Origin of the sequence: Flavobacterium limicola (genome assembly GCF_003634755.1) — a bacterium.
GTDB classification, from domain to species: domain Bacteria; phylum Bacteroidota; class Bacteroidia; order Flavobacteriales; family Flavobacteriaceae; genus Flavobacterium; species Flavobacterium limicola.
The window spans coordinates 541,939-560,732 of record NZ_RBXA01000002.1; the positions used below are offsets into that span (position 1 = coordinate 541,939).

The following is an 18,794-nucleotide window of genomic DNA, read 5'->3' on the forward strand; positions in this document are numbered from 1 at the left end:
ACTTAGACCACTAGTTCTTTTGCGCGAGCCAGTGTGAACTTAAATTTTGATCCTTTTCCCATCTCAGACTCAATTGCAATTGATCCTCCTAAATCCTCCACAATTTTTTTTACCGTTGCTAAACCTATTCCATTTCCTTTTACTCCGTATCGATCTACTTTTGAACCAACTTCAAAAATTTCAAAAATAGCTTTCTGATCTTCTTTTAAAATTCCAGGTCCATTATCACCGACAACTATTTTGTAAAAATCATTTTGTTCAATTATTTCAATTTCAATCTGTATGTTTTCTTTATCGTTATACTTTATGGCATTAGTAACCAAATTTATCAATATTTGCTCCAATGCCGTTTTATTAGTGTAAAGAGAACTTACATTAGATTTAAAAGAAATAGAACAGTTATTATTGAATACAAAAAGATTAGAAAGTTCTTTTTCTAATATCGAAAGTTGAATTTCAGAATTATTGTCTTTTTCAGTAGCATTAGATTTGGTGTATGATAAGAGGCTGTCAATCATTTCTCTTAACTTAGACGAAGAACTTTTAATTAGATTAATGACTTCTTTTCCATCTTCATCAATAGATTCATTGTAATTATCAATAAAAAAGTCAGTCAACCCAGATATATTTGCCAAAGGAGATTTTAAATCGTGCGCAGCGATATAAGCAAATCGCTCCAGCTCTTGATTCTTTTGTTCCAATGCTTTCATTGCTTTTTCTAGTTGCAATTTATTCAATCTTAATTCCAATAATTTCATTGTCTGTTCAGAAAGTGCTTTTAAAGAACGTATTTGGGCTGGAGTCAAAACCTTTGGCTTGTGATCAATTACACATATAGTTCCTAATGGCAATCCATCCTCATTTGTCAACGGTACACCCGCATAAAAAATAACATTCGGTTGACCTACAACTATTGGGTTATCATGAAAACGAATGTCATTTCTTGCATCTGGGATGACAAAAATATTTTTTGGATCATTGATTGCATAGGCGCAAAAAGAATAATCTCTTGGGGTTTCTGAAATATCTAATCCTGTGTGGGATTTAAACCATTGTCGTTCTTCATCTAGAAATGTGATTAGAGCAATTGGGGTTCCACATATTTGAGATGCAATCAAAGTCAAATTATCATAATCTGCTTCTGGAAGCGTATCTAAAATAGAGTAGGATTCCAATAATTTAATTCTTTCTTCTTCTTTGATATACTTTTCTGGTACAATCATTCTTGTGGTATTTTTTATGCTTATTACTCAATACTGGATTCAACATTGCGTTTTATCCTTTCTTAAAAAGTACTGATATTTCTTGTTTTCGGTATGCAAAAGTACCTCTTTTCCAACTTTATACTTTAAAAAAACTCCGATTTTATGTAAATTTTAATACTATACAATCAGCTGTCCTCCATTTAATTTTCCATTCTGAAAATATAAAAAACTCCTTTTATTTATTTTAAAATAGTCCTGTTTGGAATTGCAGAAAAAATTTAAAAAATAGTAACTAAGTTTAACTTATTTAAAATAAAATCATTAATCTAAACTTGGTAGCAAGAATGTATCCAAAACACTTTTTTCATTCATAAGAGCTTCAATTTCATTTGATTTTCTTGGTGCTTCCGCAGATAAATTTACGGGTCCATTTGTTGTAATTAAAATATCATCTTCAATTCGTACCGCTATACCCCACCATTTTTTATCACAATCACTATCAATAGGAATGTAAATTCCAGGCTCTACAGTAACGACCATATCTGGTTCAAAAGCATTGTACAAACCTGGATCATGAACATCTAACCCAATATGATGCGAGGTCCCGTGTGGAAAATATTTTCTGGATTCTTGTTCTGTTTTAACGATTCCTAATTTCATTAAACCGCCGCTAATTATTTTACGAGCCACAGCATCAGGAGATTTGAAACTATTCCCCACTTTTGCAGCAGCAATTCCCGCTTCTTGAGCTTCATAAACCAAATCATAGATTAGCTTTTGCTCAGTAGAAAATTTTCCGCTAGCAGGAATTGTTCGAGTTACATCAGCAGTATAGCCATGATATTCCGCGCCTAAATCCATTAAAACCAAATCGTTTTCAACTTTCATTTTGCTATTTTCTATATAATGTAACACACAGCCGTTATTACCAGCTCCCACGATTGATGGATACCCTTCAAACTCGCTGCCATATTTTTTATATACAAATTCGTGAATTCCCTGAATTTCTGTCTCAGACATTCCCGGATGAATCGCTTTCATAATTTCGCGTTGTCCCATCGCCGAAATCCGAACGGCTTTTGTTAGCAAAACCAACTCTTCTTTGGATTTTTTCTCACGTAAACCCGCCATAAACGTCAAAATAGACTTGGTGTTTATAGTAGCTTTTTTTTGAGAAACACTTTTTTTGGTATTAATTTCATTTTGCACATTCGAATCCATTTGAGATTTCACTTTTTCATTAAAGCCAATCTGGGATTTAAACGCTCCAATTAACTTATATAAATCTGCTTTCTCATTTTTTGAATTTCGAGTATCTTCTTCAAATTCCTTAAAGAAAACAGTGTCAAAACCGGCATAATCAATCCCAGAATTTAAAAATACTACTCCATTCAAAGCATTTTCAAAACCCAACTCTTTTTTTAGCACCTTCAGTTCCCAAGCGAACTCCAGTCCATTGCTCCGCTCTTGGATTTTTTTCCTGAACGTATAATAATTCATTGAATGACTTTCCCTCTTTATTGGTTTGATTTTTTGAAAAAATTACCAGAACTGAATTCGGCTCTTTATATCCTGTCAAATAATAAAAATCGGGATCTTGATGGTAGATGAAATCTACATCATTGGCTCGGTTCCGAATTGGATTACTAAAAAAAACTGCAACACTATTATTCGGCATTTTTGCACGTAAAGCTTCTCTTTTTTCTTTATGAAATTGAGCGGATAAATAATCGTTTGGAATACCGTTTTGAGCAATTGAAACACAAACAAAAAGTACAGTAAAAGCAAAAGAAAGTTTTAAGGACATAGCGCTGAAATATTAGAGTTTTGAATAATAAAAACGACATTTTACAACAATTAATTGGTTTGTAAATTTATATATTTTTGTGTAGCATCTACTATTTTTAATAAAATGACTAATTGACTTCTGAACTTAAAATAGAAAAAGAGCATCAAAAGTTTTGCAACTCCCGAGTACTCTTTAGCAAAAGTGCTTCACAATCCTAAAATTAACCAAAACTAAACCTTATGAAAATGTTTAATAAGCACTTATAATTTACTTTTTATATTCTAATCCGGGACCATCGCAATAACTCCATGTACTGGACAAGGAATTATTCGCATTCAAAAGCAATATTTCTTTTTTATTTCCAAAACAGCTACCTATAATTTCGCTGTCATTGGGATAAGTTAGTTCAAAAGATGTTCCGTCTGATTGAATTGTAGTCGTGTAGGTTCCAGAAATGGAAGTTTTAACCGAATTACTTTCTCTAGATTTTGTAAATGTTCCGTTAGTATTGAAAAAATAAAATTCCTGCCATTCCATTGCTGCGCCTGTAGTTTCAGAATTAGGAATAGAACCCGACATCGCAACCAAATTCCATTTTCCGTGATAACCAGTGCTATCTGTTGTTACACCATCATCCTTTGAACAGGAATTAAGGACAGTAAGAAAAATAAAGATAATGATTGGTGTTTTCATGCGGAAAATTTTGTTGCTATGGATTAGACGCAATTTCTTGCAAAAGGTTGCGTCAAATTATAATTATTTTTTTCTAAAGTAAAAAAAGTTACAAATAGATTCTGAAACATCCTTGCTTTGACTCTAAAAACAACGCAAATTCGGAAATTTCAAATGGATAGTACCATTTAAAAATTAGTGAATTAGCGGTTGAACTAGACTTAAGTCTTATTCTCTTTCCTCGTACATTTTAAGCAATTGCGTAACCGTATTCCAATTGCGGATTGTTGCAATAACATTCAGTTTTTTCTCAATGTATTTTTGATCGAAACGTGTTTTTCCGGCGCCAACAGCATATTTTATAAAAATTCTGTTGCCATCAATACTGGCTTCATCCGGTTTGAATTGACTAATTCTCAAATCATTCATACTGGTACTTTGCAATGTGGTCGAAATAAAGGCAACATATAACTTCTTAGTATCCATATCTTTTTCCTTCAAAAAAGGATTGTTCTTGAAACACGCTTCTAAATCTGCAGAACCAATAACCACAACAGGCACTTCATGACCAAAAGCCTTGAAAATTTCCTGCTTTATTTTGAAACCAACAGCCGCAGGATTTTCTTCTTCGGTATCTACGAAAACATTCCCAGATTGAATATAGGTTTGAACATTATGAAAGCCAATGGCTTCCAAAGTCGTTTTTAGCGCCTCCATTTTTATCATACTGTGACCGGAAACATTGATACCACGGAGTAAGCAAAGGTGAGTCATATACTTTTATTTTTATAATTTTTTTTATACTAAGAATTATTCCCCTAATAATTCACGAAACTTAATTTCAATCTGTTTTTTTATTGGTGCTAAATTTTTATTAAATTCTTTAATTGAATGCAAATTATCATCAACTGATTCAATTTTTCCATATGTGGCGAAAATCAGAACTGATTGATTAAAAAAATCTTTTAAAAGTTTTTCGATTGTTTCATCAAAATAGATGCTATTATATTTAAAGTGCATTTCAAATTGGTCAATTGACTTGACAAAATCTTCACTTAACATTTCTTTTGTCTTACCTGCTAATGTTCCTTTAAGGGGAAAAACGTACAATTTTAATAATTGCGAAGTTTCATTAATGTAGTAATAAGTTTTTTCTAAAACTTCAAATCTTTTTTCGTGGAGTTTAGTAAACTTATAATTTTCTTTTGATTTCAAATTATTAAGTTCCATTTGAAATTGAGCTAGTTCTTTTGAATGTTCTTTTTTAAGTTGTTCAAGTTTTTCATCAAAGGAATTTTTAACACTTCCTTTCACTCGTTCATTTAAATATAATGTTAGCAAAATTGGGACTAACCCACTAAAAAAAACAACTAAAATATTACTGTATTCTTCCATTTTCTTTTTTTTAACGCTCAAATTAAATATAGATACTTTCTGCAGAGGATATCGATAATGTTAAGGTTCTAATTTTTTCAAATCTTAATTACTTCAATAACACTAAATGTAAGTTATTTAAAATCAAAACATATTTATATTATAAGGCTAAACAATGCAAGATGAGTTGTCAATATCTGAAGTGTTTTTATTTTTCAAATATACAAATTTTCTTACTCCATTTCCAAACATTCCCATTTCCAAATTTCCAAACAAAAAACTATCTTCGCTCCATCAAATTAAAAATCCGTTTTAATCTGCGTTTTTGCTTTTGCAAATCCGTTTTATCTGTGCCCAAAAAAATCTAAATGCAAAACCTCCTACTCACTCCCATCGAATACCTGAAAGGCGTTGGTCCCAATCGGGGCGAATTGCTGCGTAAGGAATTGGGGATTTATAAGTATGTGGATTTGGTTAATTTTTTTCCAAACAGATATATTGATCGAACGCGGTATTACAAGATTAACGAACTGCAAAACAACATTGCCGAGGTTCAGATTATCGGTAAAATCATCAACATCAAAACTGTGGAATTTGGCAGAAACCAAAAACGATTGGTCGCGACTTTTGTAGATGATACGGGCCAAATGGAACTCGTTTGGTTTCAAGGTCACAAATGGATTCGGGAGAGTTTAAAACTGAATGAAATGTGTGTGATTTTTGGGAAATGCACGTCTTTTGGAAGTACTTTCAATATGGCGCATCCGGAAATTGAATTGCTGAGCGAGCATGAAAAAAGTCTGCGTTCAGCCATGCAACCCGTGTATCCTTCGACAGAAACCTTGACAAATCGTGGGATTTCAAACCGGGTGATTAATAAACTGATGCAACAATTGTTCCTGGAAACGCAAGCGTTGTTTACGGAAACTTTGCCAGATTATTTAATCAACGAATTGAAACTGATTCCTAAAAAAGCGGCTTTATTCAACATCCATTTTCCAAAAAGCACCGAAGTTTTGGCGAAAGCCAAATTCCGATTAATCTTCGAAGAATTGTTCTTTATTCAATTGCAATTAATCACGAAGAATCTTATTCGGAAACATAAAATAAAAGGACATCCGTTTGCAACGGTAGGCGAAAATTTCAATGATTTTTATCAGCATCATTTGCCTTTTCAACTGACCAATGCCCAAAAAAGAGTCATCAAAGAAATCCGAACCGACATGGGCAGCAACGCCCAAATGAACCGATTACTGCAAGGTGATGTGGGTTCCGGGAAAACTATTGTAGCTTTTATGAGCATGCTTTTGGCACTTGATAATGGTTTCCAAGCGTGTTTGATGGCGCCTACGGAAATCTTGGCAAACCAGCATTTTATCGGTTTATCTGAATTAGCCGAAACCTTAAATATAAATATCAGAATCCTAACCGGTTCCACCAAAATAGCACAGCGCAGAATTATCCATGAAGAACTGGAAAACGGAACATTACACATCCTCATCGGAACGCATGCTTTACTCGAAGACAAAGTAAAATTCAAGAATTTAGGACTCGCTGTAATTGATGAACAACATCGTTTTGGCGTAGAACAACGCTCTAAATTGTGGAAGAAAAATGTTATTCCGCCACACGTTTTAGTGATGACCGCCACGCCTATTCCTCGAACTTTGGCGATGAGTTTGTATGGCGATTTAGATATTTCAGTGATTGATGAACTGCCTCCGGGACGAAAACCGATTCAGACCGTACACCGTTTTGACAGCAACCGTTTGAAAGTTTGGAAATTCCTTCGGGACGAAATCGCTTTGGGTCGCCAAATCTATATTGTGTATCCGTTAATCCAAGAATCGGAAAAAATGGATTTTAAAGATTTAATGGATGGCTACGAAAGTGTTTCCAGAGATTTTCCGTTGCCGCAGTATTCCATTTCGATACTTCACGGAAAAATGAAACCGGCGGACAAAGATGCCGAAATGAAACGCTTTTCGGAAGGAAAAACCAATATTATGGTCGCTACAACCGTAATTGAAGTTGGCGTGAATGTTCCTAACGCCAGTGTGATGATTATTGAAAGTGCGGAACGTTTTGGGTTATCGCAACTGCATCAGCTTCGCGGTCGAGTGGGTCGTGGTGCTGAGCAAAGTTATTGCATCCTGATGACGAGCCATAAATTGAGTTCCGACAGTAAAACCCGAATGGAAACGATGGTACAAACGAACGATGGTTTCGAGATTGCCGAAGTCGACTTGAAGCTTCGTGGTCCGGGAGATTTAATGGGAACGCAACAAAGCGGCGTACTTAATCTACAAATTGCCGATTTGGTTCGAGACAGAGATACATTGGCATTAGCCCGAAATTATGTATTAAAACTTCTAAAAGATGATGCAGGGATGCAAAAACCAGAACATGCTGCTTTGAGAGCTGTTTTTATCGAAATGACCAAAAAGAAAAACATTTGGAATTATATTAGTTAGATCAATATCTGGCAGGAAATTTTTTTACCATATAAGACATATAAGTTTATTCAAGATACTGGTCATTGAAAATTCAATACTTTAATTAAATTACTATAAATCAGTAATTTATTTGTTTTAACTATTTTTCATTTAATAGTAATTAAATTTATAAGACTTACATGTCTTATATGTTTCAAAAAGATGCTGTTTAACTTATTTCCTAAAAAAATATTATTTTTTCAATTCTTGATTAAACCATTTGTTTTTTTTGGAGTCCTATTTGCTAAATCATATAGATTTTTATGAATTTATACGGCAATTATTTTTTCAATTGTTAATATTTGTATGTACAAACGTTAAATAAAAATTAAGAATATCACAATTCCCGTTTCTAAAACCTAAATTTGTTTTAACTAAAATTATTGAAAACTAATCCTACTTTATATTAAACCCATGAAAATTAAATACCTAGTTTATGCCGTGCTAACAATTGGAATCATTGGATTTATCGGTTACAGAATCTCAGAAAACAAAAGTAAAAATGAAGATTCAAAAGACCCAAAAGGAAAAGGCAAATCGATGAGCGTAAACGGAATCGTAGTTGAATATCAAACTTTTGATAATAACTTGTCTCTTTCCGGTTCTATTGAAGCGAATGAACAAGTAGAAATCCGCAGTGAAGTTTCGGGAATTGTAGAAGGTATTTATTTTCAGGAAGGTAGTAATGTCAGCAAAGGACAAGTGCTTTTTAAAGTCAATGATTTAGAGTTAAGAGCTCAATTGAGACAAACTTCAACAAGAGAAGGATTGGCTTCAGAAAATGAAAGAAGAGCCAAATTATTACTGCAAAAAGAAGCCATCAGTCAAGAAGAATATGATTTGGCCAGAGCTGATTTAAAATCGGCACAAGCCCAAAGTCAGTTGATAAAAGCACAAATCGCAAAAACATCTGTTAGAGCACCTTTCTCAGGAAGAATAGGATTGCGTTCTATTTCACCGGGAACCTATATCACACCAGCTATTTTAGTGGCAAAATTAGTGAACACCGGAAAATTAAAAATTACTTTTTCGATTCCTGAAAAATACGCCAGTCAGGTAAAAACAAATACAACCTTAACGTTTAAAGTCGCTGGTTCTGATGAAAAATATACCGCCAAAGTATACGCAATCGAACCTGAAGTGGCAGTTGCTACCAGAACATTACAAGTTCGCGCGATTGCCGAAAATAAAAGCGGAAAATTATTACCGGGAACATTTGCAGATGTCGAATTACCTTTAGACATTATAAAAGACGCTATCGTAGTCCCAACAGAAGCTGTAATTCCAGTTCAAAACGGTAAAAAAGTTTTTATCTCCAGTAATGGTCAAGCCAAAGAAGTAATGATAGAAACCGCCACACGAACAGATGCTTCTATTCTGGTGCTTTCTGGTTTGAAACCCGGCGATACTGTAATCACTAGCGGTGTTATGTCTTTAAAAAACGAAACTCCTGTAAAAGTTCTAATAAAATAATTTTAAAAGTTATAAATTATGAATTATGAGTTTACACAGTACTCATGATTCATAATTTATAACTCATAATTCAAAAAAAATGAGTTTATCCACGACAAGTATTAGAAGACCTGTATTTACTATAGTAATCAATTTAGCCATAGTGTTATTTGGATTAATCGGCTACACCTTTCTGGGAGTTCGAGAATTTCCATCGATTGATCCTGCACAAGTTTCCATTCGTACAAATTATGCCGGTGCAAATGCTGACATCATTGAATCCCAAATTACGGAACCGCTGGAAAAAGCAATCAATTCCATTGACGGAATTAGAAATGTAACTTCTTCCAGTGCGCAAGGAAGCAGCAATATTACTATTGAGTTTAATTTAGATAAAAACTTGGAAGATGCTGCTAATGATGTCCGTGATAAAGTATCGCAAGCCGTACGAAACCTACCTCAGGATATCGATTCTCCGCCGGTAGTTTCCAAAGCTGATGCAAATGGTGATGCCATCATTTCTATGACCGTACAAAGTGATACACGTAATGCGTTAGAGCTAAGTGATTATGCCGAAAATGTAATTTCGCAGCGTCTAGAGACTATTCCTGGCGTAAGTGGTGTTCAAATCTGGGGACAAAAAAGATACGCGATGCGTTTGTGGATTGATCCTGTAAAGCTGGCTTCTTACGGCTGTACTGTATCGGAAGTGAGAGATGCATTGAACAAACAAAATGTAGAGTTACCTTCGGGAAAACTAACTGGTGACAATACTGAATTGACGGTAAAAACAGTTGGAAACCTTTCTACTGCTGAAGAATTTAACAATATTATTATCCGAACTGAAGGTGAAAAAGTAGTACGTTTCAGCGATGTAGGATTAGCAAGCCTTGGACCAGAAAATACCGAAACCAAAATGACGCAATCTGGAACGCCATTAGTTGGTGTAGCCATTGTGCCACTTCCAGGAGCTAATTATTTAGATATTTCTACCGCTTTTTATAAGGAATTCGAAAAATTAAAAAAAGATTTACCGAAAGATATCAAACTGAATATCGCCATTGATAATACTATTTTTGTAAAAAAATCAGTTATTGAAGTAGCAGAAACATTAGGAATTTCTATTGTTCTGGTAATCTTGATTATCTATTTATTCTTTAGGGATTGGGCGATTGCTTTTAGACCATTGATTGATATTCCTGTTTCGTTAATCGCTACTTTTTTTATCATGTGGCTTTTTGGTTTCTCTATAAACGTATTGACATTATTAGCAATCGTTCTGGCAACTGGACTTGTGGTTGATGATGGAATTGTGGTCACCGAGAATATTTTCAAAAAAGTGGAAGAAGGCATGACGCCTATCGAGGCAGCAATCAAAGGATCTAACGAAATATTCTTTGCTGTAATTTCGATTTCTATCACTTTAGCAGCAGTTTTTCTTCCTGTCATTTTCCTCGAAGGATTTGTCGGGCGACTGTTTAGGGAATTTGGCGTCGTCATTGGTGCTGCGGTACTGATTTCGGCATTTGTATCGTTGACATTGACGCCAATGTTGAATGCCTATTTAATGAAAGGTGGCGAACAAAAAAAATCAAAATTCTACATTAGAACAGAACCTTACTTTCAACAACTTAATAGCGGATATGCAAGTGCATTAAGCCGTTTTATGAAGAAAAAATGGTTGAGTTTCCCTATTCTAATTGCTTGTTTTGGACTAATTTACTTGTTCTTCAACCTTTTGCAAAAGGAAACAGCACCGTATGATGACCGAAGTGGTTTTGTACTTAGAATGTCAACTCCCGAAGGGTCTTCTTATGAGTACACGGATCGCTTCATGCAAGAAGTATCAAAATTAGTTGATGACTCAATTCCGGGCAAAAAGGTTGCCTTGGTAATTACGTCTCCAGGTTTCGGATCTTCGTCAGTAAATAGTGGTTTTATTCGAGTTTCATTGGTACAACCAAATGAAAGAACCGATTCCCAAAAAGAAATTGCAGAGAAACTGACCAAATGGACGAAGCAATATCCGGATGCAAAAACATCTGTAATTGAGCAACCAACTATCGCCGTAAACCGACGTGGTGGTTTGCCGATTCAATACATTATTCAAGCACCAAACTTTAAAAAACTGGAAGAAAAAATTCCTGTTTTCATGGATGAAGTTGCTAAAAACCCAACTTTTGCGGTCAGCGATGTGAATTTAAAATTCAACAAACCAGAAGTTAATGTCACCATTGACAGAGAAAAAGCGGAAAGTCTAGGAATTTCAGTGATTGATATTGCACAAACGTTACAGCTTTCATTAAGCGGACAACGTTTTGGTTATTTCATGAGAAATGGAAAACAGTATCAGGTTATTGGGCAATTTGACCAAAAAGACCGTTCAAAACCACTGGATTTAACCTCAATGTTTGTCAAAAATAATATGGGACAATTAATTCAAATGGATAACGTGGTTACCATCGAAGAAAAAAGTAATCCCCCACAATTATACCACAACAACAGGTATATGGCGGCCACTGTTTCTGCTGGACTTGCTCCGGGCAAAAGTATCAGCGATGGAATTGATGCGATGAACGAAATAAAAGCCAAAGTTCTTGACGACACCTTTACTACTGATTTAGGTGGAGAATCCAGGGATTTTGTCGAAAGTAGTTCGAATACTGCTTTTGCATTTGGATTGGCTTTACTGTTAATATTTTTAATTTTGGCGGCGCAATTTGAAAGTTTCATCGATCCTTTCATTATTATTCTAACCGTACCCATGGCCGTTGCAGGAGCTTTATTCTCCTTGTGGTTGTTTGACCAGACGTGGAATATTTTCAGCCAAATTGGAACTGTAATGCTTATTGGTTTGGTAACAAAAAACGGAATTTTGATTGTCGAGTTTGCGAATCAGCTGCGGGAACAAGGCAAACCAAAATTAGAAGCCATATTAGAAGCTTCTGAAGCACGATTACGACCAATTTTAATGACGAGTTTGGCTATTTCACTTGGAGCATTGCCAATTGCAATGTCTCTTGGAGCGGCTTCAACGAGCAGAATTGGGATGGGAGTTGTAATTGTAGGTGGAACAATTTTCTCATTGGTATTAACATTATTCGTTATTCCAGCGATGTATTTGATGTGGTCCAAAGCGAGAAAACACTATCCTGAATTTGATCATATTGAAGAATATGAAAAAGATTTCAACTAATTTTAATGGAACGTTGATGATTTGGATTACAAAGATTTAAAGAGATTCTTTAATCCGAGTCAAAAAAATATAATTATGACACATACTAAAATACTTTTTCAAAGCTTTATACTAATCTTGTTCTGCGCTGCAACAGCTAGTGCGCAGGAAGTGCTGACGTTAGAAAGCGCTGTAAAAATAGCTTTGGAAAACAATTACGAAATAAAGATTGCTACCAATAATTTGACCATTCAAAAAACAAATGTTGCTATTGGAAACGCTGGAATGTTGCCTACTGTGACCGCTAATGTAGTTGATAATAACAGTATTCAGAATAGTTCACAAACACGTCAGGATGGTACTGAAACCGAATTAGATAATGCTAAAAACAATAGTTTAACGTATGGCGTAGGATTAGACTGGACTATTTTTGATGGAATGCGAATGTTTGCTAGAATGGATCAATTGAAAGAGTTACAAAAACTAGGCGAAGCACAACTTAAATTAACCGTAATCACAAGAATCAGCGACGTGAATGCTGCGTATTACGATTTGGTTCAACAGCAACAACAATTATCCGCTTTGGATACAACCATCGTTATTTCTAACCAGCGATTGACATTGGCACAAAACAGATTTACCATTGGAAAAGCTTCAAAATTAGAAGTTCTGAATGCACAAGTGGATTTGAATACGGATCAAGTTGCGTTGTTAAGACAAAAGGAATTGTATGCCAACAGTAAAATTTTATTAAATCAATTGATGGCCAGAGATGTTTCTACAGATTTCAAAGTAATTGATCAGCTTGAAGTAGATTCCTTATTATTACTGCCAGAACTAAAAGCCTTAGCCGAAAAACAAAATCCACAATTAGAAGCACAAATTATCAATAAAAGAGTGGCTGAATTGGAATTAAAGCAAATTAAAGCGGCACGTTATCCTACTGTTCGTGTGAATACTTCCTATAATTTTTCAGAAAGTCAATCAAGTCTTGGTTTCGTGGCAGAATCGCAATCCAGAGGTTTGAACTATGGTTTTAGCGCTTCACTTAATATCTTTGATGGTTTTGCACAAAACCGAAATGAGAAAATCGCCAAGATTCAAATTGAAAATTCCAAATTAAATATTGATCAGCAAAATTTAGCTTTAAACTCACAGTTGGCAACTTCTTATCAAACCTATTTGACGAATTTAGAATTGATTGCTTTGGAAGAAAAAAATGAATCAATTGCCAAACAAAATTTGAACATAACTTTAGATAAATTCCGCATTGGAACGATAACTACTTTAGAATTCAGAACTGCACAATTGAATTATGTGAACGCCAAAGTACGATATAGTAATGCTCAATTTCAAGGAAAATTATCTGAAATCGCATTACGTGAATTGGCGGGAAATCTTATTTTTTAATTTACTTTTGTTAAAAAAAGCATCTTAAATGGTTTCATACAATACAAAAGACTGGTTCACTTTCATATTTCGCTTTCACAAAGCGGACACTTTTAGAACATTACTGCCAATAATGTTGGCGATAGGGCTTTATTCCGGAATTATAGGTTATTTAGAAGTTGAATATTGGAAATTAGCGGAGAACAGTTATGTAAAGAATATTACAATCATGCACGGAATGCTTGGTTTTGTGATTTCATTATTGCTGGTTTTCAGAACTAATACTGCATACGATCGTTGGTGGGAAGGACGAAAAATGTGGGGTGCATTAGTAAATAACAGCCGTAATTTTGCCATTAAACTTTCTGTGATTTTAACAGATGAAAAAGATTTAGCTTATTTCAGAAAATTAATTCCCAGCTACGCTTCCATCTTAAATAAACATTTGAAAGATGATGAAACCAGTAAACAATTGTTTGATGATGTTGATTTAGAGATTGATCATCACAAACACAGACCGAATCAGGTTGCAAAAATATTATTTCAAAAAATTAATGATTTATACAATTCCAAAAAAATAACAGGTGATCAACTGATTATTTTAAACGAGGAAGTAAAATCCTTTACCGATATTTGCGGAGCTTGTGAAAGAATAAAAAACACCCCTATTCCCTATTCATACAGTGCTTTTTTGAAAAAATTTATTTTCTTTTATGTGATGACTTTACCGTTTGGATACTCCTTTAGTTTAGGCTATTATGTTGTTCCTGTAGTCGTATTTATTTTTTATGTTTTGGCTAGTTTAGAGTTGATTGCAGAGGAAATTGAAGATCCTTTTGGCACTGATGAAAACGATTTACCTACCCATAAAATTGCAATAAACATCAAAAAACATGTAGAGGAATTGATTTAATTTTGTTAAACAATGTTTGGGTTACAATTATTTTCATTAAATTTAAACTTTACCTTTCTTTAAGTTTAAAACTATGAACAGTAACCGAGCTTTTATAAATCCACCTCATTTATCTGACGAGAAATCGTTGAAAACATTAGTTGAAAACAGAACTGTTTATTCCCTAAACCACTGCGAGCTTAATCTATTTGAGACTTATGAATCTTCCACATTAGTTCCTTTAAAATTTAATGATTTTGTGGTGACCAGTATGTTACGTGGTAAAAAAGTAATGCACCTTTTTGATGACCCCGGATTCGTTTACTTACCTGGAGAAACTGTTGTGATCCCTTCGAATGTGGAAATGAAAATTGATTTTCCGGAGGCTTCAAAAAATAATCCAACACAATGTTTGGCATTGGCGATAGACCAAAGTAAGATAACCGATACTTTACATTTTTTGAATGAACGTTATCCAAAAGAGGGAAACGACCAATTCTGGCAATTGAACTACCACAATTATTTTTTTTATAATAATATCGAATTAGCTACGACGATCAATAAGTTAATCAAAGAATGTATGAGTACGTCGATTACAAAAGATGCTTTGGCTGATTTAACTTTACAAGAGCTATTAATTCGTATTATTCAAACACAAACTGCCAAAGCAATTAATGACGGTTTATTTACGGATCCAAAAAATCCTATTACACAAGTAGTCGAATTCATTCGGTCGAATTTAAAGGAAAATTTCAGTATGAAACATTTGAGCGAAAAAGCATGTATGAGCACTACTTCCTTTTATCGTTTCTTCAAAAGAGAATTAGGAATGAGTCCTATCGAATTTGTAATTGGTGAAAAAATGAGATGTGCCAAACAATTACTCAAAAATCCTTCGATACAAATTAATGAAGTTTGTTACTTATCTGGATTTGAAGATTGCAATTACTTTATTCGTTTATTTAAAAAACATGAAGGAATTACTCCAAAACAATACCAATTATTGTACGTAATCAATTAGATTTATTCAATATACGTTACAGGTTCAAGCAAAAGTTCTTCTTCAGGTGTGAAAATTCGATATTCGATTCGGAATGTTTTTTTCAAAGGTGTTTCCAATGAAAATCCTCCAACCCCAAACGCATCAATAACATCCAAAGTAAAATGAGCATGTTTCCAGTATTCGAATAAATCCTTGTCTACCCAGAATTCCGTATTTTCTATTGTACCAATACAAACATCACCCAATCTTTGGTAGAAACCTCCTTTTTCAAAACATTGCGGTTGCGTTCCTTCGCAACAACCTCCAGCTTGGTAAAACATCAAATCTCCATGCTTTTCCTGTAAAATTTTGATTAATTCTACTGCTTTTTCTGTGGCATCAATTCTTTTTATCATAGTTTTTTCTTTAAAAATACAACCATAACTAGTTAAAATTATGGCTGTATACTTTTATAAAAATTAATTTGGGGATTTATGCTATCCGTTAATATCAATCAAAATTTTAACTTGAGATGGATTCGAAACCAATACTTCAAATCCTTCCGTAACAATTTCGTCTAATGTAATTCTTTTCGTTACTAATTTTTCAACCGGCATACGTCCAAGATCAATCAATTTTATCACTTGAGGAAATATATTTCTGTAGGCAATAATTCCTTTGATTGTGATTTCGCGAACAACCTGATCAAAAGCATCGTGTGTTACCGTTTTTCCAAACAAAGCAACTAAAACAGCAGTTCCTCCATTTTTTAAACTGGCAATTCCTCCATCAAATGAGGCTTGAACACCTGCAGCATCAAGAAAAATATCAACACCACCAGCAATCAAGTCTTTAATTTGTTGCGGAATATTTTCACTTTTACCGTTGATGATAGTTGTTGCGCCAATTTCTTTGGCTTTTTCCAAACGTTTATCAGCGATATCAACAACAATAATTTCTGCTGCTCCGGCAGCAATAGCAGCCTGAACACACAAAAGTCCGATAGGCCCAGCACCATAAATCAAACAGGATTGTCCCATTTTCAAACCACTTTGCAAAACAGCATAAACGGCAACTGCTGCAGGTTCTACCAAAGCACCTTGCTCAAAACTCATTGAATCCGGTATTTTATGCACCATATAATCTTCGACAACCGTATATTTTGCAAAACCGCCATTAGAAGTCAACCCGATAAAACCAAGCGGTTCAGACAAATTGTATTCACCGTTAGCTATAAACGGACTGTCCGGATTTTTGAAAATAGGCTCCACCACTACTCGATCTCCTATTTTTAGATGCTTCACCTCTTCCCCAATTTCACAAATAATTCCGGAAAATTCATGTCCTAAAGTAGTTGTGCCTTGATGACCGTTTAAGGGATACGGTTTCTCAACTGGAATCAGCATGGGACCGTGTGTATATTCGTGAAGATCTGAACCACAAATTCCTGCAAACTGTACTTCAATTTTAACTTGTTTTGAACCTGTTGTAGGGATTTCAGTTTCCTCTACTCTAATATCTTTTGCAGCATGCCAACGGGCAGCCTTCATTGTTTTTGATGGCATAATATTTTGTTTATAAAAAAAGGTAAGCTGTACAACTTACCTTTTTTGATTTTTAATTTATTTCTAAAAGAAACCTAATTTCTTTTTATCGTAAGAAATCAACATGTTTTTGGTTTGACGGTAATGACCCAACATCATTTTATGATTTTCACGACCAATTCCGGATTGTTTGTACCCTCCAAACGGTGCTCCTGCAGGATAAGAATGGTATTGATTAATCCAAACACGACCTGACTGAATCGCTCTTGGAACCTGATAAATCTCGTGTGCATCCCGTGTCCAAAGTCCAGCTCCCAAACCATACATCGTATCGTTTGCAATAGCTATCGCTTCTTCTGTTGTTTTAAAAGTAGTTACAGCCAAAACTGGTCCGAAAATTTCTTCCTGGAAAATACGCATTTTGTTATGCCCTTTGAAAAGGGTTGGTTTGATATAATAACCTCCAGCTAAATTTCCCTCTAAATGATTCTCTTCACCGCCAGTTAGAACTTCGGCACCTTCTTCTTTTCCTAATTTTATGTAGGATAGAATCTTTTCCTTTTGCACCAATGAAGTTTGCGCTCCCATCATCGTGGTTCTATCCAATGGATTTCCCATTTTAATTGCTTCCGTTCTTTCAATTACTCGGGCAATAAATTTATCATAAATGTCCTCATGAACCAATAATCGTGAAGGACACGTACAAATTTCACCTTGGTTTAAAGCAAACATTACCGCTCCTTCAATCGCTTTATCGAAGAAATCATCGTCAGCATCACCAACAGATTTCATAAAAATATTCGGAGATTTCCCACCTAATTCTAAGGTTACCGGAATAATATTTTCGGTAGCATATTGCATCACTAAACGACCGGTTGGCGTTGAACCTGTAAAAGCGGCTTTTGAAACTTTTTTATTGGTTACCAAAGCTCTTCCAAGCTCTGCTCCAAAACCATTGACAATATTTATGACTCCAGGAGGAAGAATATCGCCAATCAATTCCATCAATACTAAAATAGAGATTGGGGTACTCTCTGCCGGTTTTAAAACTACGGTATTTCCAGCTGCTAATGCCGGAGCGAGTTTCCAAACAGCCATCAAGATTGGAAAATTCCAAGGAATAATTTGAGCAATAACCCCTAATGGCTCACTCAAAGCAATGGAAACCGTTTGAGAATCCAATTCAGTGATAGAACTTTCCTCTGCACGAATTACTCCTGCAAAATACCTGAAGTGATCAACCACTAAAGGCATATCTGCTGCTAAAGTCTCTCTAATGGCTTTTCCGTTATCAATAGTCTCAACAGTTGCAAGATATTCTAAATTATCTTCAATGACCTGAGCAATTTTATTTAATAAATTACTACGCTCCGTAACAGATGTTTTCCCCCAAGTTTGAAAAGCTTCATATGCTTTATCAACAGCAATATCTAAATCTTCTTTACTTGAATGTGCCGCTTGTGTAAATACTTTTCCATCAATTGGAGAAACTACATCAAAATATTCACCTTTGACTGGTGCAACGAATTTCCCTCCAATATAATTATCATATTTTGCCTTAAATTCAGGTCTTTGCACTACGTTATCCATATCGTTATCTTTTTTATTTTATCAAATTTAGCTCCCTATTTCTCATCAGAATAGCACAATTCATCCAACTAATAGCATTAAATTTTCATTTCTGTTTTTTTAACCTAATTTTATTATTTAATTCACACTTTTTTATATTTAACATTATTAATTTAATATTTGTATGAACACTCAATATCCCAAATCAGTGATAAAAAACCAAAAAAATTGTTTCTTACTCCAACCTGCAATCCTT

General features: G+C 34.5%; 13 protein-coding genes and 1 pseudogene. 6 read left to right on the forward strand and 8 right to left on the reverse strand.

The genetic code is table 11. The features are described from left to right. Positions 1–2: 2 nt before the first annotated feature. From BC952_RS09820 to BC952_RS09840, 5 genes and pseudogenes are all read right to left on the reverse strand, one after another. Positions 3–1,223 (reverse strand): sensor histidine kinase, encoded by a 1,221-nt coding sequence (locus BC952_RS09820; RefSeq protein ID WP_121365482.1) that lies wholly within the window; start codon positions 1,221–1,223, stop codon positions 3–5. A 303-nt stretch (positions 1,224–1,526) separates the two neighbouring features. Then, positions 1,527–3,012: pseudogene (locus tag BC952_RS09825) on the reverse strand (aminopeptidase P N-terminal domain-containing protein). Positions 3,013–3,261: 249 nt separating this feature from the next. Continuing rightward, on the reverse strand, positions 3,262–3,687 hold the full coding sequence (locus BC952_RS09830; protein ID WP_121365483.1) for a hypothetical protein: 426 nt from the start codon (positions 3,685–3,687) through the stop codon (positions 3,262–3,264). A gap of 207 nt (positions 3,688–3,894) precedes the next feature. Then, positions 3,895–4,440: a DUF1697 domain-containing protein gene (locus tag BC952_RS09835; protein ID WP_121365484.1), complete on the reverse strand. Its 546-nt coding sequence runs from the start codon at positions 4,438–4,440 to the stop codon at positions 3,895–3,897. 36 nt (positions 4,441–4,476) lie between these two features. Next, entirely contained in the window at positions 4,477–5,061 is a 585-nt protein-coding gene (locus BC952_RS09840; RefSeq protein WP_121365485.1) for a hypothetical protein, read from the reverse strand. 347 nt (positions 5,062–5,408) lie between these two features. Here BC952_RS09840 and recG point away from each other — a divergent pair, with 347 nt between their 5' ends. From recG to BC952_RS09870, 6 genes are all read left to right on the forward strand, one after another. Continuing rightward, on the forward strand, positions 5,409–7,514 hold the full coding sequence (gene recG / locus BC952_RS09845; RefSeq protein WP_121365486.1) for an ATP-dependent DNA helicase RecG: 2,106 nt from the start codon (positions 5,409–5,411) through the stop codon (positions 7,512–7,514). A gap of 435 nt (positions 7,515–7,949) precedes the next feature. Next, positions 7,950–9,008 (forward strand): efflux RND transporter periplasmic adaptor subunit, encoded by a 1,059-nt coding sequence (locus tag BC952_RS09850; protein WP_121365487.1) that lies wholly within the window; start codon positions 7,950–7,952, stop codon positions 9,006–9,008. Between the two features lie 79 nt (positions 9,009–9,087). Beyond that, the gene (locus BC952_RS09855) at positions 9,088–12,183 is read left to right on the forward strand and encodes an efflux RND transporter permease subunit (protein WP_121365488.1); all 3,096 of its coding nucleotides are present in this window, start codon (positions 9,088–9,090) and stop codon (positions 12,181–12,183) included. 75 nt (positions 12,184–12,258) lie between these two features. Next, positions 12,259–13,572: a TolC family protein gene (locus BC952_RS09860; RefSeq protein ID WP_121365489.1), complete on the forward strand. Its 1,314-nt coding sequence runs from the start codon at positions 12,259–12,261 to the stop codon at positions 13,570–13,572. Between the two features lie 28 nt (positions 13,573–13,600). Next, complete coding sequence (locus BC952_RS09865) at positions 13,601–14,464, forward strand: bestrophin family protein (RefSeq protein WP_121365490.1); 864 nt, start codon at positions 13,601–13,603, stop codon at positions 14,462–14,464. A 73-nt stretch (positions 14,465–14,537) separates the two neighbouring features. Then, entirely contained in the window at positions 14,538–15,464 is a 927-nt protein-coding gene (locus tag BC952_RS09870; protein WP_121365491.1) for an AraC family transcriptional regulator, read from the forward strand. Between the two features lie 2 nt (positions 15,465–15,466). Here the strand turns inward: BC952_RS09870 and BC952_RS09875 are convergent, their stop codons facing one another. From BC952_RS09875 to BC952_RS09885, 3 genes are all read right to left on the reverse strand, one after another. Then, entirely contained in the window at positions 15,467–15,841 is a 375-nt protein-coding gene (locus tag BC952_RS09875; protein ID WP_121365492.1) for a DUF779 domain-containing protein, read from the reverse strand. An 81-nt stretch (positions 15,842–15,922) separates the two neighbouring features. After that, a complete protein-coding gene (locus tag BC952_RS09880; protein WP_121365493.1) occupies positions 15,923–16,990 on the reverse strand; it encodes a 2,3-butanediol dehydrogenase in 1,068 nt (355 codons plus the stop codon). Positions 16,991–17,053: 63 nt separating this feature from the next. Beyond that, positions 17,054–18,559, reverse strand: coding sequence for an aldehyde dehydrogenase family protein (locus tag BC952_RS09885; RefSeq protein ID WP_121365494.1), 1,506 nt, complete (start codon positions 18,557–18,559; stop codon positions 17,054–17,056). Between the last annotated feature and the right edge of the window lie 235 nt (positions 18,560–18,794).

What these genes read in the sequence shown, in the direction of transcription:
- BC952_RS09820 (WP_121365482.1), bottom strand. Translation starts at nt 1,223, where the DNA reads ATGATTGTACCAGAAAAGTATATCAAAGAAGAAGAAAGAATTAAATTA.
- BC952_RS09830 (WP_121365483.1), bottom strand. Translation starts at nt 3,687, where the DNA reads ATGAAAACACCAATCATTATCTTTATTTTTCTTACTGTCCTTAATTCC.
- BC952_RS09835 (WP_121365484.1), bottom strand. Translation starts at nt 4,440, where the DNA reads ATGACTCACCTTTGCTTACTCCGTGGTATCAATGTTTCCGGTCACAGT.
- BC952_RS09840 (WP_121365485.1), bottom strand. Translation starts at nt 5,061, where the DNA reads ATGGAAGAATACAGTAATATTTTAGTTGTTTTTTTTAGTGGGTTAGTC.
- recG (WP_121365486.1), top strand. Translation starts at nt 5,409, where the DNA reads ATGCAAAACCTCCTACTCACTCCCATCGAATACCTGAAAGGCGTTGGT.
- BC952_RS09850 (WP_121365487.1), top strand. Translation starts at nt 7,950, where the DNA reads ATGAAAATTAAATACCTAGTTTATGCCGTGCTAACAATTGGAATCATT.
- BC952_RS09855 (WP_121365488.1), top strand. Translation starts at nt 9,088, where the DNA reads ATGAGTTTATCCACGACAAGTATTAGAAGACCTGTATTTACTATAGTA.
- BC952_RS09860 (WP_121365489.1), top strand. Translation starts at nt 12,259, where the DNA reads ATGACACATACTAAAATACTTTTTCAAAGCTTTATACTAATCTTGTTC.
- BC952_RS09865 (WP_121365490.1), top strand. Translation starts at nt 13,601, where the DNA reads ATGGTTTCATACAATACAAAAGACTGGTTCACTTTCATATTTCGCTTT.
- BC952_RS09870 (WP_121365491.1), top strand. Translation starts at nt 14,538, where the DNA reads ATGAACAGTAACCGAGCTTTTATAAATCCACCTCATTTATCTGACGAG.
- BC952_RS09875 (WP_121365492.1), bottom strand. Translation starts at nt 15,841, where the DNA reads ATGATAAAAAGAATTGATGCCACAGAAAAAGCAGTAGAATTAATCAAA.
- BC952_RS09880 (WP_121365493.1), bottom strand. Translation starts at nt 16,990, where the DNA reads ATGCCATCAAAAACAATGAAGGCTGCCCGTTGGCATGCTGCAAAAGAT.
- BC952_RS09885 (WP_121365494.1), bottom strand. Translation starts at nt 18,559, where the DNA reads ATGGATAACGTAGTGCAAAGACCTGAATTTAAGGCAAAATATGATAAT.